The sequence below is a fragment of the Billgrantia sulfidoxydans genome (genome assembly GCF_017868775.1).
GTDB classification, from domain to species: Bacteria; Pseudomonadota; Gammaproteobacteria; order Pseudomonadales; family Halomonadaceae; genus Halomonas; species Halomonas sulfidoxydans.
The window spans coordinates 794,234-815,600 of the sequence record NZ_CP053381.1 but is presented as its reverse complement, the minus strand read 5'-3'; the positions used below and the strand labels follow the sequence as shown (position 1 = coordinate 815,600).

The 21,367-nt window shown below is 66.2% G+C and carries 19 protein-coding genes; 5 read left to right on the top strand and 14 right to left on the bottom strand.

Translation table 11 applies throughout. The features are described from left to right. From pdxR to HNO51_RS03890, 4 genes are read right to left on the bottom strand one after another with little or no spacing between them, the layout of a single operon-like run. Nucleotides 1-1,536, bottom strand: coding sequence for a MocR-like pyridoxine biosynthesis transcription factor PdxR (gene pdxR, locus HNO51_RS03905; protein WP_197449724.1), 1,536 nt, complete (start codon nt 1,534-1,536; stop codon nt 1-3). After that, entirely contained in the window at nt 1,520-2,527 is a 1,008-nt protein-coding gene (locus tag HNO51_RS03900; RefSeq protein ID WP_209538537.1) for a GGDEF domain-containing protein, read from the bottom strand. Before HNO51_RS03900 ends, pdxR begins: the two co-directional genes overlap by 17 nt. 59 nt (nt 2,528-2,586) lie before the next feature. Further along, nucleotides 2,587-3,093: an SRPBCC family protein gene (locus tag HNO51_RS03895; protein WP_197449722.1), complete on the bottom strand. Its 507-nt coding sequence runs from the start codon at nt 3,091-3,093 to the stop codon at nt 2,587-2,589. Nucleotides 3,094-3,110: 17 nt separating this feature from the next. Further along, entirely contained in the window at nt 3,111-3,734 is a 624-nt protein-coding gene (locus tag HNO51_RS03890) for a LolA family protein (protein WP_197449721.1), read from the bottom strand. Between the two features lie 115 nt (nt 3,735-3,849). Here HNO51_RS03890 and nfo point away from each other — a divergent pair, with 115 nt between their 5' ends. Continuing rightward, the gene (nfo, locus tag HNO51_RS03885; RefSeq protein ID WP_197449720.1) at nt 3,850-4,698 is read left to right on the top strand and encodes a deoxyribonuclease IV; all 849 of its coding nucleotides are present in this window, start codon (nt 3,850-3,852) and stop codon (nt 4,696-4,698) included. A gap of 82 nt (nt 4,699-4,780) precedes the next feature. Here nfo and HNO51_RS03880 read toward each other — a convergent pair whose 3' ends face one another. From HNO51_RS03880 to HNO51_RS03855, 6 genes are all read right to left on the bottom strand, one after another. Beyond that, complete coding sequence (locus HNO51_RS03880; protein ID WP_209538536.1) at nt 4,781-5,329, bottom strand: NADPH-dependent FMN reductase; 549 nt, start codon at nt 5,327-5,329, stop codon at nt 4,781-4,783. A 99-nt stretch (nt 5,330-5,428) separates the two neighbouring features. Continuing rightward, nucleotides 5,429-6,028, bottom strand: coding sequence for a response regulator transcription factor (locus HNO51_RS03875; RefSeq protein ID WP_197449718.1), 600 nt, complete (start codon nt 6,026-6,028; stop codon nt 5,429-5,431). Further along, nucleotides 5,961-7,379, bottom strand: a complete 1,419-nt coding sequence (locus HNO51_RS03870; protein WP_209538535.1) for a cache domain-containing protein — start codon at nt 7,377-7,379, stop codon at nt 5,961-5,963. Before HNO51_RS03870 ends, HNO51_RS03875 begins: the two co-directional genes overlap by 68 nt. Nucleotides 7,380-7,562: 183 nt before the next feature. Then, a complete protein-coding gene (locus tag HNO51_RS03865; RefSeq protein ID WP_209538534.1) occupies nt 7,563-8,888 on the bottom strand; it encodes a TRAP transporter large permease in 1,326 nt (441 codons plus the stop codon). 3 nt (nt 8,889-8,891) lie between these two features. Further along, entirely contained in the window at nt 8,892-9,416 is a 525-nt protein-coding gene (locus HNO51_RS03860) for a TRAP transporter small permease subunit (protein WP_197449715.1), read from the bottom strand. 121 nt (nt 9,417-9,537) lie between these two features. Then, nucleotides 9,538-10,647, bottom strand: coding sequence for a TRAP transporter substrate-binding protein (locus HNO51_RS03855; RefSeq protein WP_197449714.1), 1,110 nt, complete (start codon nt 10,645-10,647; stop codon nt 9,538-9,540). A 520-nt stretch (nt 10,648-11,167) separates the two neighbouring features. Here HNO51_RS03855 and HNO51_RS03850 point away from each other — a divergent pair. Beyond that, complete coding sequence (locus HNO51_RS03850; RefSeq protein WP_162623035.1) at nt 11,168-11,326, top strand: hypothetical protein; 159 nt, start codon at nt 11,168-11,170, stop codon at nt 11,324-11,326. 3 nt (nt 11,327-11,329) lie between these two features. Here the strand turns inward: HNO51_RS03850 and HNO51_RS03845 are convergent, their stop codons facing one another. Both HNO51_RS03845 and HNO51_RS03840 read right to left on the bottom strand, forming a co-directional pair. Continuing rightward, nucleotides 11,330-15,667: a DEAD/DEAH box helicase gene (locus HNO51_RS03845; protein ID WP_209538533.1), complete on the bottom strand. Its 4,338-nt coding sequence runs from the start codon at nt 15,665-15,667 to the stop codon at nt 11,330-11,332. Between the two features lie 76 nt (nt 15,668-15,743). Next, nucleotides 15,744-16,640 carry a LysR family transcriptional regulator gene (locus HNO51_RS03840; RefSeq protein ID WP_209538532.1) on the bottom strand — a complete coding sequence of 299 codons (897 nt, stop codon included), beginning with the start codon at nt 16,638-16,640 and terminating at the stop codon, nt 15,744-15,746. Between the two features lie 113 nt (nt 16,641-16,753). Here HNO51_RS03840 and trpB point away from each other — a divergent pair, with 113 nt between their 5' ends. Then, nucleotides 16,754-17,959 carry a tryptophan synthase subunit beta gene (gene trpB / locus HNO51_RS03835; protein WP_209538531.1) on the top strand — a complete coding sequence of 402 codons (1,206 nt, stop codon included), beginning with the start codon at nt 16,754-16,756 and terminating at the stop codon, nt 17,957-17,959. Next, complete coding sequence (gene trpA, locus HNO51_RS03830; RefSeq protein ID WP_209538530.1) at nt 17,956-18,801, top strand: tryptophan synthase subunit alpha; 846 nt, start codon at nt 17,956-17,958, stop codon at nt 18,799-18,801. The genes trpB and trpA overlap by 4 nt, the downstream gene beginning before the upstream one ends. 15 nt (nt 18,802-18,816) lie before the next feature. On the opposite strand, the gene HNO51_RS03825 is transcribed toward trpA, so the two are convergent. After that, nucleotides 18,817-19,455, bottom strand: a complete 639-nt coding sequence (locus HNO51_RS03825; protein WP_209538529.1) for a LysE family translocator — start codon at nt 19,453-19,455, stop codon at nt 18,817-18,819. A gap of 73 nt (nt 19,456-19,528) precedes the next feature. Next, nucleotides 19,529-20,458, bottom strand: a complete 930-nt coding sequence (locus HNO51_RS03820) for a LysR substrate-binding domain-containing protein (RefSeq protein WP_209538528.1) — start codon at nt 20,456-20,458, stop codon at nt 19,529-19,531. A gap of 160 nt (nt 20,459-20,618) precedes the next feature. On the opposite strand from HNO51_RS03820, the gene HNO51_RS03815 reads away from it, so the two are divergent. Continuing rightward, nucleotides 20,619-21,323 carry an FMN-dependent NADH-azoreductase gene (locus HNO51_RS03815; protein ID WP_209538527.1) on the top strand — a complete coding sequence of 235 codons (705 nt, stop codon included), beginning with the start codon at nt 20,619-20,621 and terminating at the stop codon, nt 21,321-21,323. Nucleotides 21,324-21,367: the final 44 nt, after the last annotated feature.

Below are 21,367 nucleotides of genomic sequence, written 5' to 3'. Positions count from 1 at the left end.
CTAGGCGTCTGCCAATTCACACCACGCCTGAGCCAGCCAGTGGCCTGCCCTTTCGATCTCGGCTTCGACGCTGCCGGCATAGCCCAGTACCAGGCCGGGGTGGCCGGGGGCGTTGAGATAGTAACTCGACAATGGGGACAGCAAGATCCTCTGCCCCGCAGCCCGCTCCATCAGGATGCGTTCGTGCTCGGGCTCGTCGAGCCAGGCGACCAGGTGCATGCCGGCCTGCCCGTCGGATAGCCGCAGGCCACGGGCCACCGCCGGCGCCAGCGCCTTGCGCAGCAGCGCCTGACGCCGGCGGTAGCAGTCACGCATGCGGCGGATATGGTGCGAGAAATGGCCGCGGACAATGAACTCCGCCACGGCGGCCTGCACGGCGTACTGGCCTTCGCGATGAAGCCGGGCATTGGCACGGCGAAAGGGCCCCACCAGCGCCTCGGGCAGCACCAGGTAGCCCAGCCGCAGGCCGGGGTACATGACCTTGCTGAAGGTGCCCACGTAGATCACCCGCGAGTCATCCACCAACCCCTGCAGGGCGGCAACGGGCCGCTGCCCGTAGCGGAACTCGCTGTCGTAGTCGTCTTCCACGATCCAGGCGCCGTATCGTTCGGCGACTTCGAGCAGCGCCAGCCGCCTGGCCAGGCTCATGGTTGCGCCACTGGGATACTGATGCGAAGGCGTGACGTAGATCAGTCGCGGGTCACGGGAGCCGGGCAGCCCCTCGATGCACATGCCCTCGCCATCCACCGGCACCGGCGTCATGGCGAGCCCGGCCGCCATGAAGCAGGCCTGGGCACCGTGATAGCCTGGTTCCTCGATCCACACCTCGTCGCCGCTGTCGCTCAGCAGCCGCACGATCAGCTCGAAGCCCTGCTGGGCGCCCTGCACGATGAGGATCTGTTCGGGGCGGCAGCGCACCGAGCGGGCGAGCGACAGGTAGTCGGCCAGCGCCTCGCGCAGTGCCGGCACCCCCCCCTGGGCCTGGTAGTCGAGCCAGTCCAACGGCATGCGCCGCTGGTGATGCCGCAGCAGCCGCTGCCACTCGGCATGGGGGAAGCGATCCAGCGCGGGCACGCCGGGAACGAAGGCGGAATAGCGCCCCTCTCGGGAGTGGCAGAAGGCGAGCAGTGCCGTGCCGCGTGAAGAGAGCCGCGGGGGACCAGCGCGCGAGGAAGACGCTGGAGTGGCACCGTTCGTCGCGGCCGTCTGCACGTGATGGAACGGCAGGTCGGCAACGAAGGTGCCCGCGCCATGGCGGGTGGCAAGAAACCCCTCGGCCAGCAGCTGATCGAAGGCGGCCAGCAGCGTGTTGCGCCCCAGACCCAGCTCGCGGGCCAGCTGCCGGGTCGAAGGCAGCCGCTGGCCGCTGGTCAGCCGACCCGCCTGGATCCACTCGCGCAGGGTGTGATAGAGACGGCTGGACAAGGGTTGGCTCGACGGCTCCCCCAGCGCCAGGCCCAGCGCATCGGCCAGCCAGTCGGCGCGTTCCAGGCGGGGCCTTGCTCGTGGCGCCGCGCCCTCAGCGACCCGGTTCATCCGCCACGACCCGATTGCGCCCGGCTCGCTTGCCTTTGTAAAGGTTATGGTCAGCGCGATGAAGGATAGCTTCCACCGTCTCCTCGGCGCCTTGGAAAGCCGACACACCACAGGTAATCGACGCGCCGAAGCGGTGGCCCTGCTCCGACTCGAACTCCTGCTTCTCTACCAGTTGGCGCACCTTCTCCGCCACGCCCACGGCTTCCTCGAGGCTGGTTTCGGGCAGAAGAAGCGCAAACTCCTCCCCGCCGAGACGCGCCGGGATATCGTTCGTACGCAGCTTTTCGCGCAGCAACTTGCCCACGCTCACCAGCGCCTGGTCGCCGGCGGGGTGGCCATGCGTATCGTTGATGCGCTTGAAGTGGTCGAAGTCGAACAGCACCACCGAGGTGGGCCTGCCGTAACGACGGTAGCGGGCCAGTTCCTGAACCAACCGCTGCATGAAGTAGCGGCGGTTGAACAGCGCCGTGAGTTCATCGGTGCGCGACAGCTGGCGCAGGCGCAGCTCGAGCTTCTTCTGTTCGGTGATATCGCGCACGGTGCCGATCAGGATCTGGTCATCACCCTCGGGAGCGTAATCGGCGAGTTCGTGGACCCAGCGAATCTCACCGTCGGGCCGCACGATGCGATGCACGACGTCGTGCTGCCCCTGCTCCTGAGCGCGGAGCATGCTCGCCTCGACGCTTTCCAGGTCCTCGGGATGCACCATGGCCTTGAACGCCCGGATGCTGGGGGTGAAGGTGTCGGGATCGACGCCGAAGATGTCGTAGATCACCTCCGACCAGAACAGTTCGTTGGCCTTGAGGCTGGCCCGCCAGTAGCCCAGCCGGGCGATATGCTGGATGCGCTCCAGAGTACGCTTCAGGTTCGCGATCTCCTCGCGAGCCTCTTCGAGCTCGCGGCGGACCTCGGCACAGGGATCGACGGGAAAGCAGCCATGCGCCTCCCCGGATAGCCGCTCATGATCGATTCTGCCCTGCGAGCCCTTCATGGCATCTCTGCGACACTTTCGAGACAAGTTGGATGCAGCATACCGCTACTCTAGTGTCTCTACCAACGCTCTCTCGACGCTAACCGCCCACTCTTGCATCTGGATGGAGCAAGACTTGCCAAATACCGCGCCAGCCCCGCTTGGCCATCGCGCATCATGGCGTGATGGTTCCAGACCACCAGAGGGCGCGCCATGCAGGACAGCAAGCCCAGGCGGGTCGGTACCGTGCGAACCTGCCAGAGATAGCGAACCCGAGTGCCCGCCTTCTCGCCGTGCAGCTGCCAGCGGCCGAAACCGGTCACGTCGCCACTGGCTTCACCCTCGATCAGGCTGGGTTCGCATACTTGCGTAATGCGAATGTCGAAGCGCAGGTAGTACCCCAGCCGGCTCTTCCAGACAAAGTGCTGGATACGCCCGATGCCCTGCTCGTTGCCGGCCTCGAGTTGGCGAGCTTCCACTAGCCCGGGCCACCAGTCGGGCCAGTGCAGCGGGTCGGCCAGGGCATCGAACACGGCCTCGACCGGGGCATCGAGGGCCCAGGTGGTGTCGAACGCGAATTTCGCCATGATTGCACAGCCGGGGTCTAGGGCGCGAAGTGATCGGGCGGGAAGGTCGGCTCGAGTTCGACATCCTCCAGGTGCACGCTCTCGAGGCGCTCGCCCCGCCGGTCGTAGCTGATCACGCGGCGTGGGAACAGCGTCTCGCCATCCAGCCACAGATCGTAGCGCGCCACCTCGTGCACGGCCCGGCCGGGCTCGGCCTCCACCACCACGTGCTGCACCGGGTGCCCCTCGAGTTCCGTCGGCCCGAGCAGGCGTGCACTGCCGTGCTGCTGCAATCGCTGAACGTTGCGCAGCAGCGTGCCGACGTCCGACTGATCCACGCGATGCCCGCGCGAGCTGCGCACCATGCGGTTGGTGGGACGCAGCGAGAGCCCCGGGCGCCTGCCGGGCGAACCGAAGGGCCAGAGCTGGACCTTGCCCGTATCGGGGCGGTAGATCAGCACCGCCCCGCGATAGGGCGTCTCCATGTCCATGCGCACATAGCCGGGCCGCTGGTAGCTGTAGCGAATGACCTCCTCGCCGCCGCTGCCCTGGCTGCGCAACGTCAGGCGATACCCCGCCAGCGCCTCGATGCGCGCCAGCGCCGCGGCGATCGGATCCTCCTCGATGGGGGCGCTCAATGCCACCAGCATGAGCATCAGCATACGGTTCTCCTCGGCCTCATGCCCTTGAGATTAGCAGGGCCCAGGCATCTGCGAGGCGGCACACGGATTGGCCGCGCATGCTATCGTTGTGGCACGCCAACCATGGAGAGGCCAGATGAAATACCTCGGAGCCCATGTCAGCGCCGCCGGCGGACCCGACCAGGCCGTCGTGCGTGCCGTCGAGATCGGTGCCGACGCCTTCGCCCTGTTCACCAAGAACCAGCGTCAGTGGCGGGCCAAGCCCCTCGACGAGGCCACCGTCGAGGCCTTTCGCGCCGCCTGCGAGGAGCACGGCTTCGGTCCCGGGCAGATCCTCCCCCATGACAGTTATCTGATCAACCTGGGGCACCCGGACAAGGCGGGGCTCGAGAAGTCGCGGGCCGCCTTCCTCGACGAGATGCAGCGCTGCGAGCAGCTCGGTCTCACCCTGCTCAACTTCCACCCCGGCAGTCATCTCAAGAAAATCAGCGAGAGCGAGTGCCTGACCCGCATCGCCGACTCGATCAACCATGCCCTGGCCGAGACCCGCGGCGTCGTCGCGGTGATCGAGAACACCGCCGGCCAGGGCACCAACCTGGGCTGGCGCTTCGAGCACCTGGCCGACATCATCGAACAGGTCGACGACAAGTCGCGGGTCGGCGTATGCATCGACACCTGCCACGCCTTCGCCGCCGGCTACGACCTGCGCACGCCCGAGGCCTGCACGGCCACCCTCGACGAGTTCGGCAAGGTGGTGGGCTTCGAGTATCTGCGCGGCATGCACCTCAACGACGCCAAGAGCGAATACGCCAGCCGCGTCGACCGCCACCACAGCCTGGGGCAGGGCAACATTGGCCTCGATGCCTTCACCACCATCATGCGCGACCCGCGTATCGACGAGATCCCGCTGGTGCTGGAAACCATCGAGCCCGAGATCTGGGCCGAGGAAATCGCCTGGCTACGCGCCCAGGTGACAGACGGCTGAGGTGCTGCCCCCCGGCTAGGTGGGCTCCCGGCCGGCTGCCACGGCGCGCTCGCGCATGGCGCGCCGGCTCTCCTCGCGCCGCTCAATCCAGCATGACTGCCTGGGCATAGTCGCGTTCCGCCCGGCCCTGACGCAGGGTCTCGGCCCACCAGGCGAGCCGCGCCAGTACGGTCTGCATGCCGCGCTCATAACGCTGGGCCTGCAACGGCTGCCCCTGCTCGTCGAACTGCTCCCAGGCGTTGGGAAACATCACGCCATCGCGAATGCCCACCGCATGCAGCTCGGCGAAGACATGGCGCAGGTGCTCCACCGCACGCAGCCCTCCCGAAGCGCCGCCGTAGGAAACGAAGGCCACGGGCTTGGCCTGCCACTCCGCCTTGTAGGCGTCGATCAGCGCCTTGAGCGCGGCGGGGTAGGAGTGGTTGTATTCCGGCGTGACCACGACGAAGGCATCCGCTTCGTCGAGACGCTCGGCGAACGCCGAAGCAGGCTCGGCGGCAGGGTCGATCACTACGGGGGCGAACGCCTCACGGCGCTGGATCTGCTTCACGACCCACTGCCCCACGGTGTCGCCGAAGCGCCCTTCCCTCACGCTGCCATAGATCACGGCCACCTTGATCGCATCGTTCATTGCTGGTTCTCCTGGCTGGATGAAGATGCGATGAACGATACGACGTCAAGCAAAGTTGAGGTCAAAGACCAACGTATCAATGGTTTCGATAGGGTTTGGCTATTCCAGTTCGATCAGCCCATGGCGCATCGCGTAGCGAAACAGGCCCGCCAGCGAGTTGGTGTTGAGCTTGCGGTAGATATTGCTGCGATGCGACTCCACCGTGCGGGTACTGATGGCCAGCGCCTCACCGATGTCGCGACTGCTCATGCCTTCGAACATCAGCTTGAGGATGTCGGTCTCGCGCTGGGTCAGCCTTCCCTCCTTCTCCTCGAGCAGCACCCGGGAAACGCTGGAACCGAAGTGGCTGCGCCCGCTCGCCACCTCGCGCAGGGCAAACACCATCTGCTCGGCGGAAGCGTCCTTCAGCACATAGCCGGCGGCCCCGCAGGCCACCGCGCGCCGGATGTACTCTTCGTTGTCATGCATGGTCAGCACCAGCACGCGGATGTCCGGGCAGGTCTCGCCCAGGATCTTGCACGCTTCGAGGCCGGACAGGCCGGGCATGGTGATGTCGGTGACCACCACGTCCGGCCGCAGCGTCTGGGCGAGTGCCAGCAGCTCCTGGCCTGAATTGGCCACCCCGACCAGATCAACGCCCTGCTGCGCCTCCAACCGGTAGCGCAGCCCCTCCAGCACCAGCGGATGGTCGTCCGCCAAAAGTACGCGTATAGACCTTCCCATCGATTCTCTCTCCGCTCGTCTTGCCGGCAACACGCTGGAACGGCACCTTGAGCCTGATACGCACGCCCTTGCCGGGTGCCGCCTCGATGGTCAGGCGTCCCCCCAGCAGGTCGACCCGATCCTGAATGTTGCGCAGCCCCATGCCGGTGCCATCCTGCTCGCGGCGTTGATCGGGATGCCAGGCGAAGCCTTCGCCATCGTCCGCGATCTCCAGATACACCCAGCCGCGACGCCGCAATACCTTCACCCTGACCAGGCGAACCCCGCCGGCGTGCTTCTCGATGTTGTGCAGGCTCTCCTGCGTGATGCGATACAGCGCCGTTGCCAGCACCGGCTGGCACTCACCACTGTCAATGTTCGACTCGAAATGAAGCTGCAGCGGCTTGCGTTCCACCAGGCCCGAACAGAGGCTCTCCAGCGCCGCGACCAATCCCAGATCGTCGAGCACGCTCGGGCGCAGGTCATAGGCCAGCCGGCGGAGGTCCTGGATCCCCGTCTCGAGGATGCGATCGGCCGCAGCCAGGGAAGAGGAGGCATCCAGGTGGTCGCCACGGCCCAGGGCGTCATCGATGCGCTCCAGCTTGAAACGTGCCGACACCAGCAGTTGGTTGATCCCGTCGTGCAGCTCGCGGGAGATCCGCCGCCGCTCCTTCTCCAGGAAGCTGAAGGTCTTCTGGGCCATCCTGACCAGCTTGCGATTGGCCACCCGCGCTTCGCTCAGGTTGACCGCAAGCCCGATCACGGCGATGACCAGCAGGCAGGAGACGGTAAAGAACGCCATCAGCAGGATGGTCTTGCGCGCGTTTCCCACCATGTGCCGCTCCATCTGGCCGACCACCTGCTCGATGTCATCCAGGTAGAGGCCGGTGCCGACCATCCAGCCCCACTCGTCCATGCCGATGGAGTAGCCCAGCTTGAGCACCGACTCGCCGCCTGAAGGCTTGTCCCAGCGGTATTCGGTATAGCCCCCGCCCTCCCGGGCGCGCTGGACGAGACTCTGGATCAGCAGCTTTCCGTCCTCGTCGCGGAAGTTCCACAGATTCTGCCCCACCAGGTGATCCAGCCGTGGATGGACGATGCTCAGGCCGTCGTAGTCATAAACGAAGAAGTAGCCATCGGAGCCATACTCCATCCGATGAAACGCCTCCGCCACGTGGCGTTGCGCCACGTCTCGGGGTAAGGAAGGGTCTTCGTAGATATCTCGGATCGCCGTATAGGCGAGCTCCATGTAGTTCTTCAGTTCCGCCTTCTTGGCTTCTAGCAACCCCTCCTTGAGTATTTCCGACTGCACCCCACTCAAACGCGCACTCTGATGGATGGCAAACACCGTCACACCGGCGATGAGAACCAACAGAGGGAGCAAGGTAAGCAGTGTCAACTTGGTTCTGAAAGTGAACACTGGCGTCTACCTGATGCATTATTATTTTGTGCCCCGAAAGCCCCGCCGACCCCGATACGAACGAGATTTGGCAGGGCCTGATTCAAACTCGAGTACAACTCTCGGGGTGATTTACCATCCTACCACCGCCGGCAACCACAGCACCACGTCGGGGAAGACGATGATCAACGCCAGGGTAAGGATCTGGATCAGCACGAAAGGCACGGCGCCCTTGTAGATATCTGCCGTGGTAATCCCCGGCGGGGCGACCCCCTTCATGAACAGCAGCGACCAGCCGAAGGGCGGCGTCAGGAACGACGTCTGCAGGTTCATGGCGATCAGGATCGCCACCCAGACCATGGACATGTCTCCCTGGCTTGCCAGGAAGGGCAGGAACAGCGGCACGGCGATGTAGGAGATCTGGATCCACTCGAGGAAGAAGCCCAGGAAGAAGATCAGCAGCAGCATGAAGATCAGCGTGCCGTACATGCCGCCCGGCACCCATTCGAACATTGCTTCGATCAAGAACTCCCCGTCCAGCCCGCGGAACGCCAGGGCGAAGACCTGCGAGGCGATCAGCACGAAGAAGATCATGCAGCTGATGCGCAGGGAGGTCTTCACGGTCTCGGAGAGCACCGGCAGCGTCATGCGCCCGGAAACGAGCGTCAGCAGCAGGGCCCCCACGGCCCCCACCGAGGCCGCCTCCGTGGGCGCGGCCACGCCACCGATGATCGAGCCCAGCACGGCGAAGATCAGCAGCAGTGGCGGCACCACGACCTTGAGGAAATCCATGCCCAGCTCCCTCTTGGAGACCGCGGCACGCTCCTGCTCGTCGATGGCAGGCACGTCGGCGGAGAAGAAGAAGGCCAGCAGCAGCAGGTAAGCCAGGTACATGCCGGCCAGCAGCAGGCCGGGCACCAGCGCCGCGGCGAACAGGCTGCCGACGGAAAGGTTCATGATATCGGCCAGCACCAGCAGCACCAGGCTGGGCGGGATGATCTGCCCCAGGGTGCCGGCGGCGCAGATGGTGCCGCACGCCACCGTCTTCTTGTAGCCGCGGCGCACCAGGGTGGGCAGCGCCATCAGCGTCAGGGTGACGATGGCCGCGCCGACGATGCCGGTCGCCGCGCCCAGCAGCACGCCCACGATGATCACCGCCAACGCCATGCCGCCCGGCAGGCCCCCGCACAGGTGGCCGATCACGTCGAGCATGCGCTCGGCGATCTTCGAGCGTTCCAGCATCACGCCCATGAACACGAACAGCGGTATGGCCAGCAGGGTGTAGTTGGCCACGACGCCGTAGATCCGCGACGGCAGCAGCTCGAACAGCCAGCCATCGAAGCCGATGAAGCCGAATACGAAGCCGACGAACGCGACCACGAAGCCCACCGGGATGCCGGTCATCACCAGCACGAAGAAGGCGACGATTATGGCCAGCGCGTAATATTCCAGGGGCATGGGTCAGGCTCTCCCAGCGTAGTGTTGGACGAGGCGCCTGCCGTTCTCCAGCGCCTGGCGAACCGACTCGGTCGCCACGAAGACGAAGCCGACGATCACCAGCGCCTTGGGTATCCAGCGCCAGGGAAGGCCGGACGAGTTGGGCGAGCGCTCACCGCGGAGGAACGCGGTCTCGGCGAAGGGAAGGCTGTAATGGATGATGAGCAGCGCGCACGGCAGCGCCACCAGGAGTGCGGTCATGAGGTTCAGCCACATCGTGCCGACGGGGCTGAAGCGGCTCGACAGGATGTCCACGCGCACGTGATCGTCGAATTTCATGGCGTAGGCGATGCCCATCATCGCCATGACCGACAGCAGGTACCACTCCAGCTCCTGGGCCCATACCGCGCCCAGGCCCAGGGCATAACGACTCAGCATGTTGCCGAAGATCAGGGCAACCATGATGACCATGGCCATGCAGCCGATGAAGCCGGCCAGGCCGGTGATGCGCTCGAGCAGGCGCTCGAGCGAAATACAGAAACGCAGCATGCAATCTCCCTCCCCCGGGCTGGCCCCCGGTGGACGTCTGAAGCGAGGTAGAGGTCGCCTTTGCAAGGCGGGTCGGGAAAGCCCCTCGGCTACGAGAACCGGAGCCGAGGGTCGGGCCGGGTCAGATCATGCCCTGGCCGTAACGACTGATGGTGTTGGCGAACACGGCCTCGCTGTTGATCTGCCAGCCGTCGTGCTTCTTCTTGAATTCCCAGAAGCTGTCATTGATCCGCTTGACCAGCGGGTCCTTGTCGGCCTCGGTCGCCAGAATGTCTCGGGTGGCCTCGAACAGGGCCCGGATGACGTCGTCGGGCAGCGTCTCGAAGCGCACCCCGTGGTTGTTGACCAGGTCGTCCAGAGCCTCGCCGTTCTGCGCCTCGAGCCAGGTGTGGGAGGTGACGTTGCAGGCCGCTGCCGCGTTGTGAAGCACGGCCTGCAGGTCGCTGGGCAGGGACTCGTAGGCCTCCTTGTTGACGATGACCTCGGTGGTGGTGGAAGGCTCGTGCCAGCCCGAGGAATAGTAGTGCTTGGCCGCGTTGTGCAGTCCCAGCGCACGATCCAGGTAGGGGCCCACCCACTCCGCGGCATCGATGGCGCCGCGCTCGAGCGCCGAGAAGATTTCGCCGCCGGGCAGCAGGCGGGCATTGGCGCCGATGGCGTTGTAGACGTCCCCGGCCAGCCCCGGCATGCGGATGTTCAGGCCACGGAAATCCGCCACGCTGGTGACCGGCTCGCGGAACCAGCCCACCGGCTGTGCCCCGGTACACCCCACGGCCAGCGGGATCAGGTTGTAGGGCTCGTAGGTTTCCTTCCACAGCTCGTAGCCGCCGCCGTGGGCCAGCCAGGCATTGAAGCCCTGGAAGGTCATGCCGAACGGCACGGTGGTGAAGTACTGGGCGGCAAACGACTCCCCCGCCCAGTAGTAGGAGCAGGCATGGTTCAGCTGCACCTGCTGCCCGCGCGATACCGCATCGAAACCGTCGAAGGCAGGGATGAGTTCACCGGCGCCGTAGACCCGGATGCGGATACGCCCACCGGACATCTCTTCGACCCGCTTGGCGAAATCCGTGGCGGAACCCGGTCCCGATTGAAAGAACGGAAAACCGGAGGGCCAACTGGTGGTCATGCGCCAGTTGAAGGTTTCCTGGGACTTGACGATGCTCGGCGCCATCACGGTACCCACCGCGGCAGCACCTCCGTACTTGAGGAAATTACGCCTGTTGACGCTCATGGAAATACGTTCTCCCGGCGGGCTCGATGACGTTCAAGGAGCGATCGATCCACGCCCTTGTTTATTTTAATAAGTGAAACTTGAGCTGGTCAGCGAACTGACCTGGGGAGAATAAAACGGAGGGAAATAAAATAAATCCGGAGGCTTGCGTAAATTTTCCTGCAGTTATCCCTTAGTTATCCATACGGATATTGCATCCGTAGAATTACGTAAAACCGCCAGGGTATTAGCCAGAAGTATATATTTGGAAATATATTTCACCAAAGCCGTCAAAAAAGCAATAGCGATGCGGCTCCAAGCCAGGGGCCGAACGAAGCGTCGAGCGAGAGGAGGCGCTCGGAGCGCCAGAGCGCAAGGGTTCGGCGACCAACCAGCGAAGCGTTAAAACTTAGTCCACTCCTTCGGGTCAAAGCATTTGTCGGCCGGCGAGAAAACTGCCACCCTCAAGTGACAGGCACGCCTCTCGTAGGGACAGTGAGGTCCCGAGGGTCGCCCCATTCACCCGCAGGAGGACATGCACATGGGTATCATCGAAATGCTGACCGTGAGCGTGGCCGCCGTGGCGCTATTGGCTCTGGCCTACGCTGCGAGCGAGAAGCAGAGGCACCCCATCCGCAAGGAAGTGCGTATCGAGGAGCATGAACGCGATTCTTACCGGAATCGCTCGCGGCACGACTGAACGTCACCGCATCGATATCGCAGCCCCCGGCACCTCTGGTGTCGGGGGTTTTTCATGCCCCGGCCCGCGCCGCAGCAGCTGCTGCACCTGCCACTTCGCCTCGGAGGGCAGCGTCTCGAAAAAGTGCACTTCGCCATTCTGCAGCACTGCCTCCGGCACACCGTCGCGATAGAGCAGGCGATTGCCCGACACCGCCGGCAACCGCGTGCCGGGCGTGAGAATGCCCACCAGGTTGAGCGGGTCGGCGGCAGCCACCACCACGCGGGTGCCGTCCGGCTCCCGGCGGCGCATGGCCTTGAGCCCTCCCACCGCCTCGGCCAGGGCGAACTGCTCACCGGCAAACTGCTGCACGAACCGCCCGCCGCGGATCTCGCCGCGCGCCTCCAGGCGGCGGTAGACATACAGCAGCTCGCGCCAGGGCGGCAATGCCGGCTCACGCTCGATCACACGGCGAAACACCACGCCGTAGCGCTCCAGCAGCACCCAGGCGATATGCTCCAGGCTCTCCATGTCGGTAGTGATGCGACGCTTCCCGATGGGCGACTCACGCTCGGGTGCCGGCAGCCACGACCAGCGCCCGGCGGCGTCCACTCCCGGCGCATAGCGCCTGCGCCGACGCCCGCCCGCGGCGATGGGCGGACGCTTGCTGGCCGGGGCGATCAGCGCCCGCAGGCCGGTGAAACTGTCGGAGGTGACCAGCCCCCAGGAGGCCAGCTCGCCCAGCGCCTCCTCCACCTGGGTGCGCAGCATGTGGGCGGGGCCGAGCAGGTCGGCGAAGAACATGGCCCCGCCGCCCTGCAGCGCCTCGAGCACCCGGCGGGCCCCGCCGGAGAGCGGAAGTTCCTCCAGCTCGGGGGCCGGCACCGCCTGACGCCAGTCGTGCAATGCCTGGCGATCGATGAGCGCGACCGGCGTGTTGCGCAGCGGACCGGGACGCTGGCGTTCGTCACCCTCGGCGATTCTGGGTGGCAGCAGGCGCAGCCAGATGAAGCGTCCGCTGGCGAGCAGCTGGTCGAGCATGTGCGGCGAGAAATCGGCCACCCGCGCCGGCAGCACGTCGCTCTCCCAGGCGCCTGCCGCCACGGGAAAGCCCTCCAGCCGCTCCACCGCCGCGGCCAGCGCCTCCGGCCCCTGCGGGGGCTCGGTCAGGCCGTGCCAGTCGAGCAGGAAACGCAGGTAGTGCTGGATGCTCACCGGCTCGATCTCGGCGCGACGGCGGTCGATGGCATAGCGATGCAGGCGCGCCAGCAGGCGCCGCTCGCACCAGGCCACCTCGCTGCCACCTAGGAAATTTCCCTGCAGCACGAAGCCTTCGACCTCCAGACGTGCCAGCGCCGCCATGGTGCGTTCGAGCGAAATGGCGAGCGGCGTGGAGAGACTGGCCGCGGTGACCGGCCCCAGCGTCTCGAGCCGCGAGCGCAGCAGCTCGGTCAGTGCCTCGTCGGGGGTTTCCGGCGCCTCGCCCGCCGCCTCGATGGGCGGCTCGACGCTGGCACCGGGATGGAGCGCCAGCAGCTCGCCGAGGCGTTCCGCTGCCGTCCACAGCGGCTCGCCGTCGGGTGGCGCGACGACCGCGGCACGCCTGTCCCGGGCGAGCGTGTCGAACCACGGCCGCCACTCCTCTGCGGCTTCGCGCCCGGCGATGAAGCCGCTCACGACCAGCGCGTCGTGCAGCTCGTCGGCATCGCGGGGGGCGGGCCAGGCCTCCTCGCGCACCCGGGCGACCACCTCGGGAGCGTAGCGCGCCGAGGCGGCAGCCTCGGCCACGTCGAGCGCGCCGCCGGTGCGCACGCTGAGGGTGCGCCGCTCCTCCTGGGCGCCGTCGTCGAGGAAGGCGTAGGGGCGCGCGTTGACCACCTCTTCCGACAGCGGCGAGGGCACCGCCAGGTCGCGCCCGCTGACGGCGATCTCGCCGGCTTCGAGGCGCGCCAACAGGCGCTCGAGGCCGTCGATGTCCATGGCCTCGGTCAGACAGTCGTGCAGGGTCTGGTCGACCAGCGGATGATCGGGCAGCTCCCGCGCCCCCGCCAGGTTCTCGGCGCAGGCGAGCTGGTCGGGAAACACCACCGAGAGCAGGTCCTCGGAGTCCTGGCGCTGCAGCTGCGGCGGGCGCCGCTTACCGTTGCGGGTACGCGGCACGGCGAGCCCCACCGAGGCGTTCCAGCGCCAGCGCAGGCCGAACATCGGCGCATCGAGCAGCGCCTGGATCAGCACCTCGCGCACCGTCCTGGCGTTGAGATAGCTCCACACCTCGTCAAGCGGGAAGCTGTGGGTCGGCCCCAGCGACAGCACGATGCTGTCCTCCAGCGCTGCCGCCTGCAGCTCGAAGTTGAACTTGCGGCAGAAGCGCTTGCGCAGCGCCAGGCCCCAGGCGCGGTTGAGCTTGGAGCCGAACGGCGAGTGCAGCACCAGGTGCATGTCGCCGGCCTCGTCGAAGAAGCGTTCCAGCACCAGGTGGCGCTGGCTGGGAATCACACCGAGTGCCGCCCGCGCCACGGCCAGGTAGCGCACCAACTGCTCGGCGGCATCGGGCGTGAGGCCGTATTCGGCTTCCAGCCACGCTTGGGCCTCGGCCTCGTCGCCTTCGGCCAGTTGCCGGTCGATCCCCTCGCGCAGCCGCGACACCGCCTGCGAGAGCTCTTCCGTACGCGCCGGCGCCTCGCCGAACCAGAACGGGATGCTGGGCGGTGCGCCGCGGGCGTCCTCGACGTAGAGCTTGCCGGTGGCGAGCTTGAGGATGCGATAGGCCTGGTTGCCGAGCTGGAAGATATCGCCCGGCATGCTCTCGAAGGCAAAATCCTCGTTGACGGTGCCGACGCGAATCTCCTCGGGCTGCAGGATCACGTCGTAGTCGAAGTGGTCGGGGATCGCCCCGCCGTTGGTCAGGGCGACGAGCCGCGCATTGCGCCGCGGGCGCAGGCGGCCGTTGACGCGGTCGCGATGCAGGTAGGCCCCGCGCCGCCCGCGCCGGGTGGTGTAGCCGTCGGCGAGCATCTGCACCACCGCGTCGAAGCGCTCCTCGCTCAGGGTACGGTAGGGCCAGGCAGAGCGGATGCGTGCTAACAGCTCGCTCTCCTCGGTTTCCCCCGCCCCGGCGACCTCGGCGACGATCTGCTGGGCCAGCACGTCGAGCGGCCCCTCGGGAATGTGCAGCCGATCGAGCTCGCCGGCCTGCACCGCGCCCATCAGCGCCGTGCACTCCACCAGATCGTCGCGGGTCAGTGGGAACAGCCGCCCCTTGGGCACGCGCCCCACCCCATGGCCGGAGCGACCCACCCGCTGCAGGAAGGCCGACATCGAGCGCGGCGAGCCGAGCTGGCAGACCAGATCCACCTCGCCGATGTCGATGCCCAGTTCCAGCGAGGCGGTGGCCACCAGCGCACGCAGCGTGCCCTGCTTGAGGCGCTGTTCGGCGTCCAGGCGGTGTTCGCGGGCCAGGCTGCCGTGATGCGAGGTCACCCACTCATCCCCCAGCCGGTCGGCCAGGTGGCGCGCCACACGCTCGCAGACCCGCCGGGTGTTGGCGAAGATCAGCGTGGTGCGATGTTCTCTCACCAGCGCTGCCAGGCGGTCGTAGACCTCTTCCCACACCTCGTTGGCCATCACCGCAGTGAGCGGCGAGCCGGATACTTCGATGGCCAGGTCGCGCCGGCGCACGTGGCCGGTGTCGACGATGGTGCACTCACTGCCGCCGGTAAGGAACGCGGCCACCGCCTCGACCGGCTTCTGCGTCGCCGAGAGCCCGATGCGCTGCGGCGGGCGCGCGGTGAGCCCGGCCAGCCGCTCCAGCGACAGCGCCAGGTGCGAGCCGCGCTTGGTGCCGGCCACCGCATGAATCTCGTCGACGATTACCGTGCGCACGCTGGAGAGCATCCGCCGCCCCGAGTCTGACGTGAGCAGCACGTAGAGGGACTCCGGCGTAGTGACCACGATATGCGGCGGACGCTTGCGCATGCGCGCGCGCTCCGACGAGGTGGTATCCCCGGTGCGCACCCAGGCGCGTATCTCCGGCGCCTCCCGGCCTTCGGCCGAAAGCCCCTCGGCGATGCCGCGAATCGGCGCCTGCAGGTTGCGCTGGATGTCGTTGGAGAGCGCGCGCAGCGGCGAGACGTAGAGCACCACGGTTTCGTCGGGCAGCTCACTGTCGAGCCCACGGCGCACCAGGCCATCGATGGCGGCGAGGAACGCCGCCAGCGTCTTGCCCGAGCCGGTGGGGGCGGCGATCAGCACATGGCCGCCATCGCCGATGGCTGGCCAGGCGCGCGCCTGGACCTCGGTGGGCACACCGAGGGCGCGTGTGAACCACTGGCTGACAGCGGGATGGAAGACGTCGAGCGGCATGGGCGCTCCGGAGATCGCTTTCCTACAACGTAATCGAGTGCGGGGAGATACGCGATGTTCCCGGAGCAGTCGCCGGTTACCGCGAAGAGAGCGTGTCGTTCAGCTCACGCTCGAGCCATTCGATGAGCCGAGCGCGGTACCCTCGATTGTCAGTGGGGGAAAGCCACAGGCATAGCCGGGCGGGCGTCTCGACGAAGCCCCACGGTGCGATCAGCCGCCCCTGACGCAGCTCGTCCTCGACCAACAGCCGGGGCGCTATCGCCACCCCCAATCCGGCCACTGCCGCCTCGATCAGATAATAGAGATGATCGAAGCCCTGCCCTTCGGCCAGCGCCCGGTCGAGACGCGCCGAATCGAGCGCATGTGCACGCGCCCAGTGCGGCCAGGCCTGAGGCCGCGAGGCGGTATGCAGCAGCTTGGCGTCAAACAGTGTCGCCGGCCGCTGGGGATCGAACCGGGCGGCCAGCTGCGGGCTCACCACTGCGCCGATGTGTTCCGCGGCCAACTCGATCACCTCCAGGTCGGCCGGCCATGGCGGTTCAGCAAACGTCAGCGTTGCGCTGACCTCGTCCCTTCCCGGGGTCGCTTCGCTCTCGCTGGCGACGACATGCAGCTTGAGTTCCGGCAGCGCACGATGAAGCTGGTCGAGGCGCGGAATGAGCCAGCGTGCCAGGAGGCTACCCGGACAGGCCAGGATGAACGGCGCCGCCTCGACGTCACGCTTCAACTGCGCGCAGCTGTCTCGCAGGCGCAGGAACGCCTCGCCAACGCCGTGCTGCAGCCGCTCCCCGTGACTCGTGAGCTGCAGGCCGCGACCCGCCTTGGTGAACAGCGCCACGCCGAAATGCTCTTCCAGGCTCCGCAGCTGACGGCTGACCGCACCGTGAGTCACGCTGAGTTCATTCGCCGCGGCCGTGACGCTACCCAACCGCGCGGTGGCCTCGAAGGCGCGCAGTGCGCTGAGAGAAGGCATGGAGTGCATCGATCTGTGATCCTGGCTCACATATAGCAGCCATCTTATCGATTTTTTGCCCCGCCTGCCTGCGCTAGCTTCATCGAAAGCTCCCTGACCCTTCGAGGTACTCCATGACCGACCTTTCGATGCAGCCCGATGCTCATGGCATGTTCGGCCGCTTCGGCGGACGCTTCGTCCCCGAGACGTTGATGCCGCTGATCAGTGAGCTTCTGAGCGAATACGATGCGGCCCGGCAGGACACCGAATTCCAGCGCCAGCTCGCCTACTTCCAGCGCGATTACGTTGGCCGGCCCAGCCCGCTCTACCTTGCCGAGCGTCTTACCGAGCACTTTGGCGGCGCCAGGATCTATCTCAAGCGCGAGGAGCTCAATCACACTGGAGCTCACAAGATCAACAATTGCATCGGACAGATCCTGCTCGCCAAGCGGATGGGCAAGACCCGCATCATCGCCGAAACAGGCGCCGGCATGCATGGCGTCGCCACTGCCACCGTCGCGGCACGCTTCGGCATGCCCTGTGTCGTCTACATGGGCTCGGCCGACATCGAGCGCCAGCAGCCCAACGTGTTTCGCATGAAGCTGCTCGGCGCCGAGGTCATTCCGGTGACGACGGGTACCGGCACGCTCAAGGATGCGATGAACGAGGCGCTGCGCGACTGGGTGACCAACGTCGATGACACCTTCTACATCATCGGCACCGTGGCCGGACCGCACCCCTACCCCGCCATGGTGCGTGACTTCCAGGCGGTGATCGGACGCGAGACCCGCACGCAGATTCTCGAGAAGGAAGGACGCCTACCCGACTCTCTCGTCGCCTGCATCGGCGGCGGCTCGAATGCGATGGGGCTGTTCCACCCTTTCCTCGCTGATGAGTCGGTCCAGATGATCGGCGTCGAGGCCGGTGGCAAGGGCCTCGAGACCGGCCTGCACGCGGCGAGCCTCACCGGCGGTGCGCCCGGCGTATTGCACGGCAACCGCACCTACCTGCTGCAGGACGAGGATGGCCAGATCATCGATGCTCACTCGATATCCGCCGGGCTCGATTACCCCGGTATCGGCCCCGAGCATGCCTGGCTGCATGAGCAGGGGCGCGTCGAGTACGTCTCGATCACCGACGACGAGGCGCTCGCGGCGTTCCAGTGCTGCTGCCGTCAGGAAGGGATCATTCCCGCGCTCGAGTCGGCCCACGCCCTGGCCGAGGTCGCCAAGCGCGCGCCGTCGCTGCCCCGCGACCACCTCATGGTGGTCAACCTGAGCGGGCGCGGCGACAAGGACATGATGAGCGTCGCCCAACACCTGGGAGAGAACTTCCAATGAACGCCGCCAAGGAGAACCCCGTGAACGCCGCCACTCGCCTCGATGCATGCTTTGCCGCGCTCAAGGCGGAACACAGGCCGGCCCTGGTAACCTACGTCACTGCCGGCGACCCCGACTTCGAGACCTCGCTGGAAATCCTCCAGGGGCTGCCCGCGGCAGGTGCCGACGTGATCGAGATCGGCATGCCGTTCAGCGATCCCATGGCCGATGGCCCCACGATCCAGAAGGCAGCGCTACGCGCCCTGGAGGGCGGACAAACCATGACCCGGACGCTCGAGTTGGTGCACGCCTTCCGCCAACGGGATTCGCAAACGCCACTGGTGCTGATGGGCTATTACAACCCCATCCACCGCTACGGCGTGGCGCGATTCCTGGCCGATGCGGCCCATGCCGGTATCGATGGCTTGATCGTGGTCGACCTGCCGCCCGAACATGACGACGAGCTGTGCCTGCCCGCCAGGGAGCACGGTATTGCCTTCATCCGCCTCGCCACCCCAACCACCGACGCCAAGCGGCTGCCCCGGGTACTGGAGAATGCCTCGGGCTTCCTCTATTGCGTCTCGGTGAATGGCATCACGGGTGGTAGCGCCCCGCCGCTACAGGATGTCCAGCGTATGGTGGGCCGGCTGCGCGAGCAGAGCCACCTGCCGATTGCGGTCGGTTTCGGCATTCGCACTGCCGAACAAGCGCAAGCGATTGGCCGATTCAGTGACGCCGTGGTGGTCGGCTCGGCCCTGGTGGAAGGCATCGAAAGCGCTGAGAGTCGACATGGTGCCGTCGAGGCAGTGCATGGCCTGGTGCGTGAACTGGCCGCAGGCGTGCGCCGGGCTGCCAACGCGTAATGCTGGCTTGGGAACCTAGACGCCCTGCCGCGGCTCCGCAGCCAGCCTGGCCGCCATGCCGGCCAGCACGCCGCCCATGACGTAACGCTGCACGGCCAGCCAGGTGGGACGCTGCTGAAACCAGCCGGCGATACCCGCCGCCGACAGGGCAATCGCCAGATTGACGGTGAAGCTCACCCCGATCTGGGTGAAGCCCAGCACCAGGCTCTGGAGAAAGACGGGGCCATGCTCGGGCGAGACGAACTGCGGGAAGATCGCCAGGTAGAACACGGCGATCTTGGGGTTGAGCAGGTTGGTCAAAAAGCCCATCAGGAACAGCTTGCGAGGCCGATCCGCAGGGAGCGCGCGCGCCTCGAAGGGCGAGCGCGCGCCTGGCCTGACCGCCTGCCAGGCCAGGAAGAGCAGGTACAGCGCGCCAGCCCACTTGAGGACCTCGTAGGCCAGCGGTATGGCGAGAAATAGCGCGGTCAAGCCAACGGCCGCCGCCAGCATGTGCACCAGGAAACCGGCCAGCACGCCGAACAGCGAGATCACGCCCGCGGCCCGCCCCTGACAGATCGAGCGCGAGATCAGGTAGATCATGTTCGGCCCGGGGGTCAGCACCACGACCAAGGCGGCCAGGGCGAAAAGCAGCAGATCGGACAACGGCAGCACGGCTTTCTCCTCGTCATCTCTTGTCATCGACGCATGTCAGGATGCGCCGCACCTCGGCACCCGACAAGAAAAATCAATGATGGGCAGGCCCCCTCTTTGCAGCATCGCTCTGCTCGCTGGCCATCCCGGCAAAAGCACCTCGCAGCCACGCCGCGACCTGCTCCAGCTCGGCATGTCCGGCAAAACGCCGATGCCGAACCAGCTGATAGCGCAGTCCCGGCAACCTCGGCCCGAAGGGCACCTGTAGTACGCCTCTCTCGAGTTCCGCCTTCACCAGCGTGAGGCTCAGCAGCGCCACTCCCTGGCCGGCGATGGCGGCCTGGATGGCATGGCTCTCGTCGGAAAAGGTCAAGCTCGCCCCTAAGTCGGCAGTGGTGCCGCCCACCGCTTGGCACCAGTGCTGCCACGAGGGCAGCCCCAGCGACGAGCTGTACCAGTCGAAGACGATATGCCGCACCGTCTGCAGATCCCCATACCCCGCCAGCGCCAGCCGCGGGCTGGCCACCAGGGCAAAGGTATCCTCGGCCAACACCTCGGCCTCATGCCCCAGGTAGGGTCCCATGCCGTAGCGAATCGCCAGCGATGCACTGCGCGACAGGTCCAGAGGCACTTCGCTGGCGTTAATGCGCAAGTCGATATCGGGGTGTCGGGCATTGAAATCGGCCAGCCGCGGCAACAGCCACTGGCTGGCGAAGGCCGGCGTGCAGGAGAGCGTCACGCTGCCGCTGTTGCCCTGCTCACGCAGCGCTTCCAAGGTCTCTGCGAAGGAGTCGAAACCACGGCGCAGTACCGGGAACAGATGCTCTGCGGCTGCTGTCGGCACCACCTGGCGAATACGCCGCTCGAATAGCGCCACACCCAGCAACGCCTCCAATTCGCGCACTTGGTGGCTAATGGCCGCCGGTGTCACGGCCAGTTCCTCGGCGGCCTGCTTGAAGCTACGGTGGCGCGCCGCCGCCTCGAAGGCGCGCAGTTGCGATAGCGGCAGCGTGCGTCGATTCACTGGCGTCTCCTCATGGCGAACCCAGCCAGGGCCAAGTCCATCATAGACAAGCTCATCTATTTCATCCCACAAGAAATGGTCGTTTGTCAGCCATTTATCATGGGTCGATGCTGTCTTCCACGCACCAACCAAGTTGAATTCTACTTGTCAGGAGACGCTCATGACCACGCTACTTCACATCGATGCCAGTGCCCGTCCCGGCCGTTCCGGGATCGACTCCCACGGCTCCCATTCCCGTCGTCTCAGCGCCCGCTTCGTCGAGCAATGGCAAAAGGCCCGCCCCGGCGATCGCATTCTCTATCGCGACGTGGGCCAACACCCGCCTCACCCCGTCAGCGGAGAGTGGATCCATGCCGCCTTCACCAAGCCGGAGACGCGCGAGCCCTGGATGCACGACGTCCTGGCCGAGAGCGACGCGCTGGTCGACGAACTGCTGGAGGCCGATGTAATCGTTGCTGGCGTGCCGATGTACAACTTCGGCGTGCCCGCCGGCTTCAAGGCCTATATCGACAACATCGTGCGGGTGGGGCGCACCTTCGGCTTCGATCGCTCGCGCCAGGGGCTGCCCTACTGGCCGATGCTAACCGAGATGAGCAAGCGCCTGGTGGTGCTGAGCGCCCGGGGCGACTACGGCTACGCGCCAGGCGAGCGCATGGCCCAGGCCAACCACGTCGAGCCGCATATCCGCACCGTATTCGGCTACCTGGGTATCGACGACGTGCACACTGTCGCCGTGGAATACGACGAGTTCGGCGGCGAGCACCTGCAGGCCTCGCTGGCCCAGGCCGAGCAAGACATCGAGGCACTGGTGGCAGAGCTAACGGAAAAGCTGGATACGACCAGCCGAATTTTCAACCCGGCATGATGAACCCTACGTGCCGGCGGCAAGCCGGCACGCTAGTCAGAGTC

What these genes read in the sequence shown, in the direction of transcription:
- trpA (WP_209538530.1), top strand. Translation starts at nt 17,956, where the DNA reads ATGAACGCCGCCAAGGAGAACCCCGTGAACGCCGCCACTCGCCTCGAT.
- HNO51_RS03855 (WP_197449714.1), bottom strand. Translation starts at nt 10,647, where the DNA reads ATGAGCGTCAACAGGCGTAATTTCCTCAAGTACGGAGGTGCTGCCGCG.
- HNO51_RS03840 (WP_209538532.1), bottom strand. Translation starts at nt 16,640, where the DNA reads ATGCCTTCTCTCAGCGCACTGCGCGCCTTCGAGGCCACCGCGCGGTTG.
- HNO51_RS03865 (WP_209538534.1), bottom strand. Translation starts at nt 8,888, where the DNA reads ATGCCCCTGGAATATTACGCGCTGGCCATAATCGTCGCCTTCTTCGTG.
- HNO51_RS03890 (WP_197449721.1), bottom strand. Translation starts at nt 3,734, where the DNA reads ATGCTGATGCTCATGCTGGTGGCATTGAGCGCCCCCATCGAGGAGGAT.
- nfo (WP_197449720.1), top strand. Translation starts at nt 3,850, where the DNA reads ATGAAATACCTCGGAGCCCATGTCAGCGCCGCCGGCGGACCCGACCAG.
- HNO51_RS03860 (WP_197449715.1), bottom strand. Translation starts at nt 9,416, where the DNA reads ATGCTGCGTTTCTGTATTTCGCTCGAGCGCCTGCTCGAGCGCATCACC.
- HNO51_RS03850 (WP_162623035.1), top strand. Translation starts at nt 11,168, where the DNA reads ATGGGTATCATCGAAATGCTGACCGTGAGCGTGGCCGCCGTGGCGCTA.
- HNO51_RS03815 (WP_209538527.1), top strand. Translation starts at nt 20,619, where the DNA reads ATGACCACGCTACTTCACATCGATGCCAGTGCCCGTCCCGGCCGTTCC.
- HNO51_RS03900 (WP_209538537.1), bottom strand. Translation starts at nt 2,527, where the DNA reads ATGAAGGGCTCGCAGGGCAGAATCGATCATGAGCGGCTATCCGGGGAG.
- pdxR (WP_197449724.1), bottom strand. Translation starts at nt 1,536, where the DNA reads ATGAACCGGGTCGCTGAGGGCGCGGCGCCACGAGCAAGGCCCCGCCTG.
- HNO51_RS03895 (WP_197449722.1), bottom strand. Translation starts at nt 3,093, where the DNA reads ATGGCGAAATTCGCGTTCGACACCACCTGGGCCCTCGATGCCCCGGTC.
- HNO51_RS03880 (WP_209538536.1), bottom strand. Translation starts at nt 5,329, where the DNA reads ATGAACGATGCGATCAAGGTGGCCGTGATCTATGGCAGCGTGAGGGAA.
- HNO51_RS03845 (WP_209538533.1), bottom strand. Translation starts at nt 15,667, where the DNA reads ATGCCGCTCGACGTCTTCCATCCCGCTGTCAGCCAGTGGTTCACACGC.
- trpB (WP_209538531.1), top strand. Translation starts at nt 16,754, where the DNA reads ATGACCGACCTTTCGATGCAGCCCGATGCTCATGGCATGTTCGGCCGC.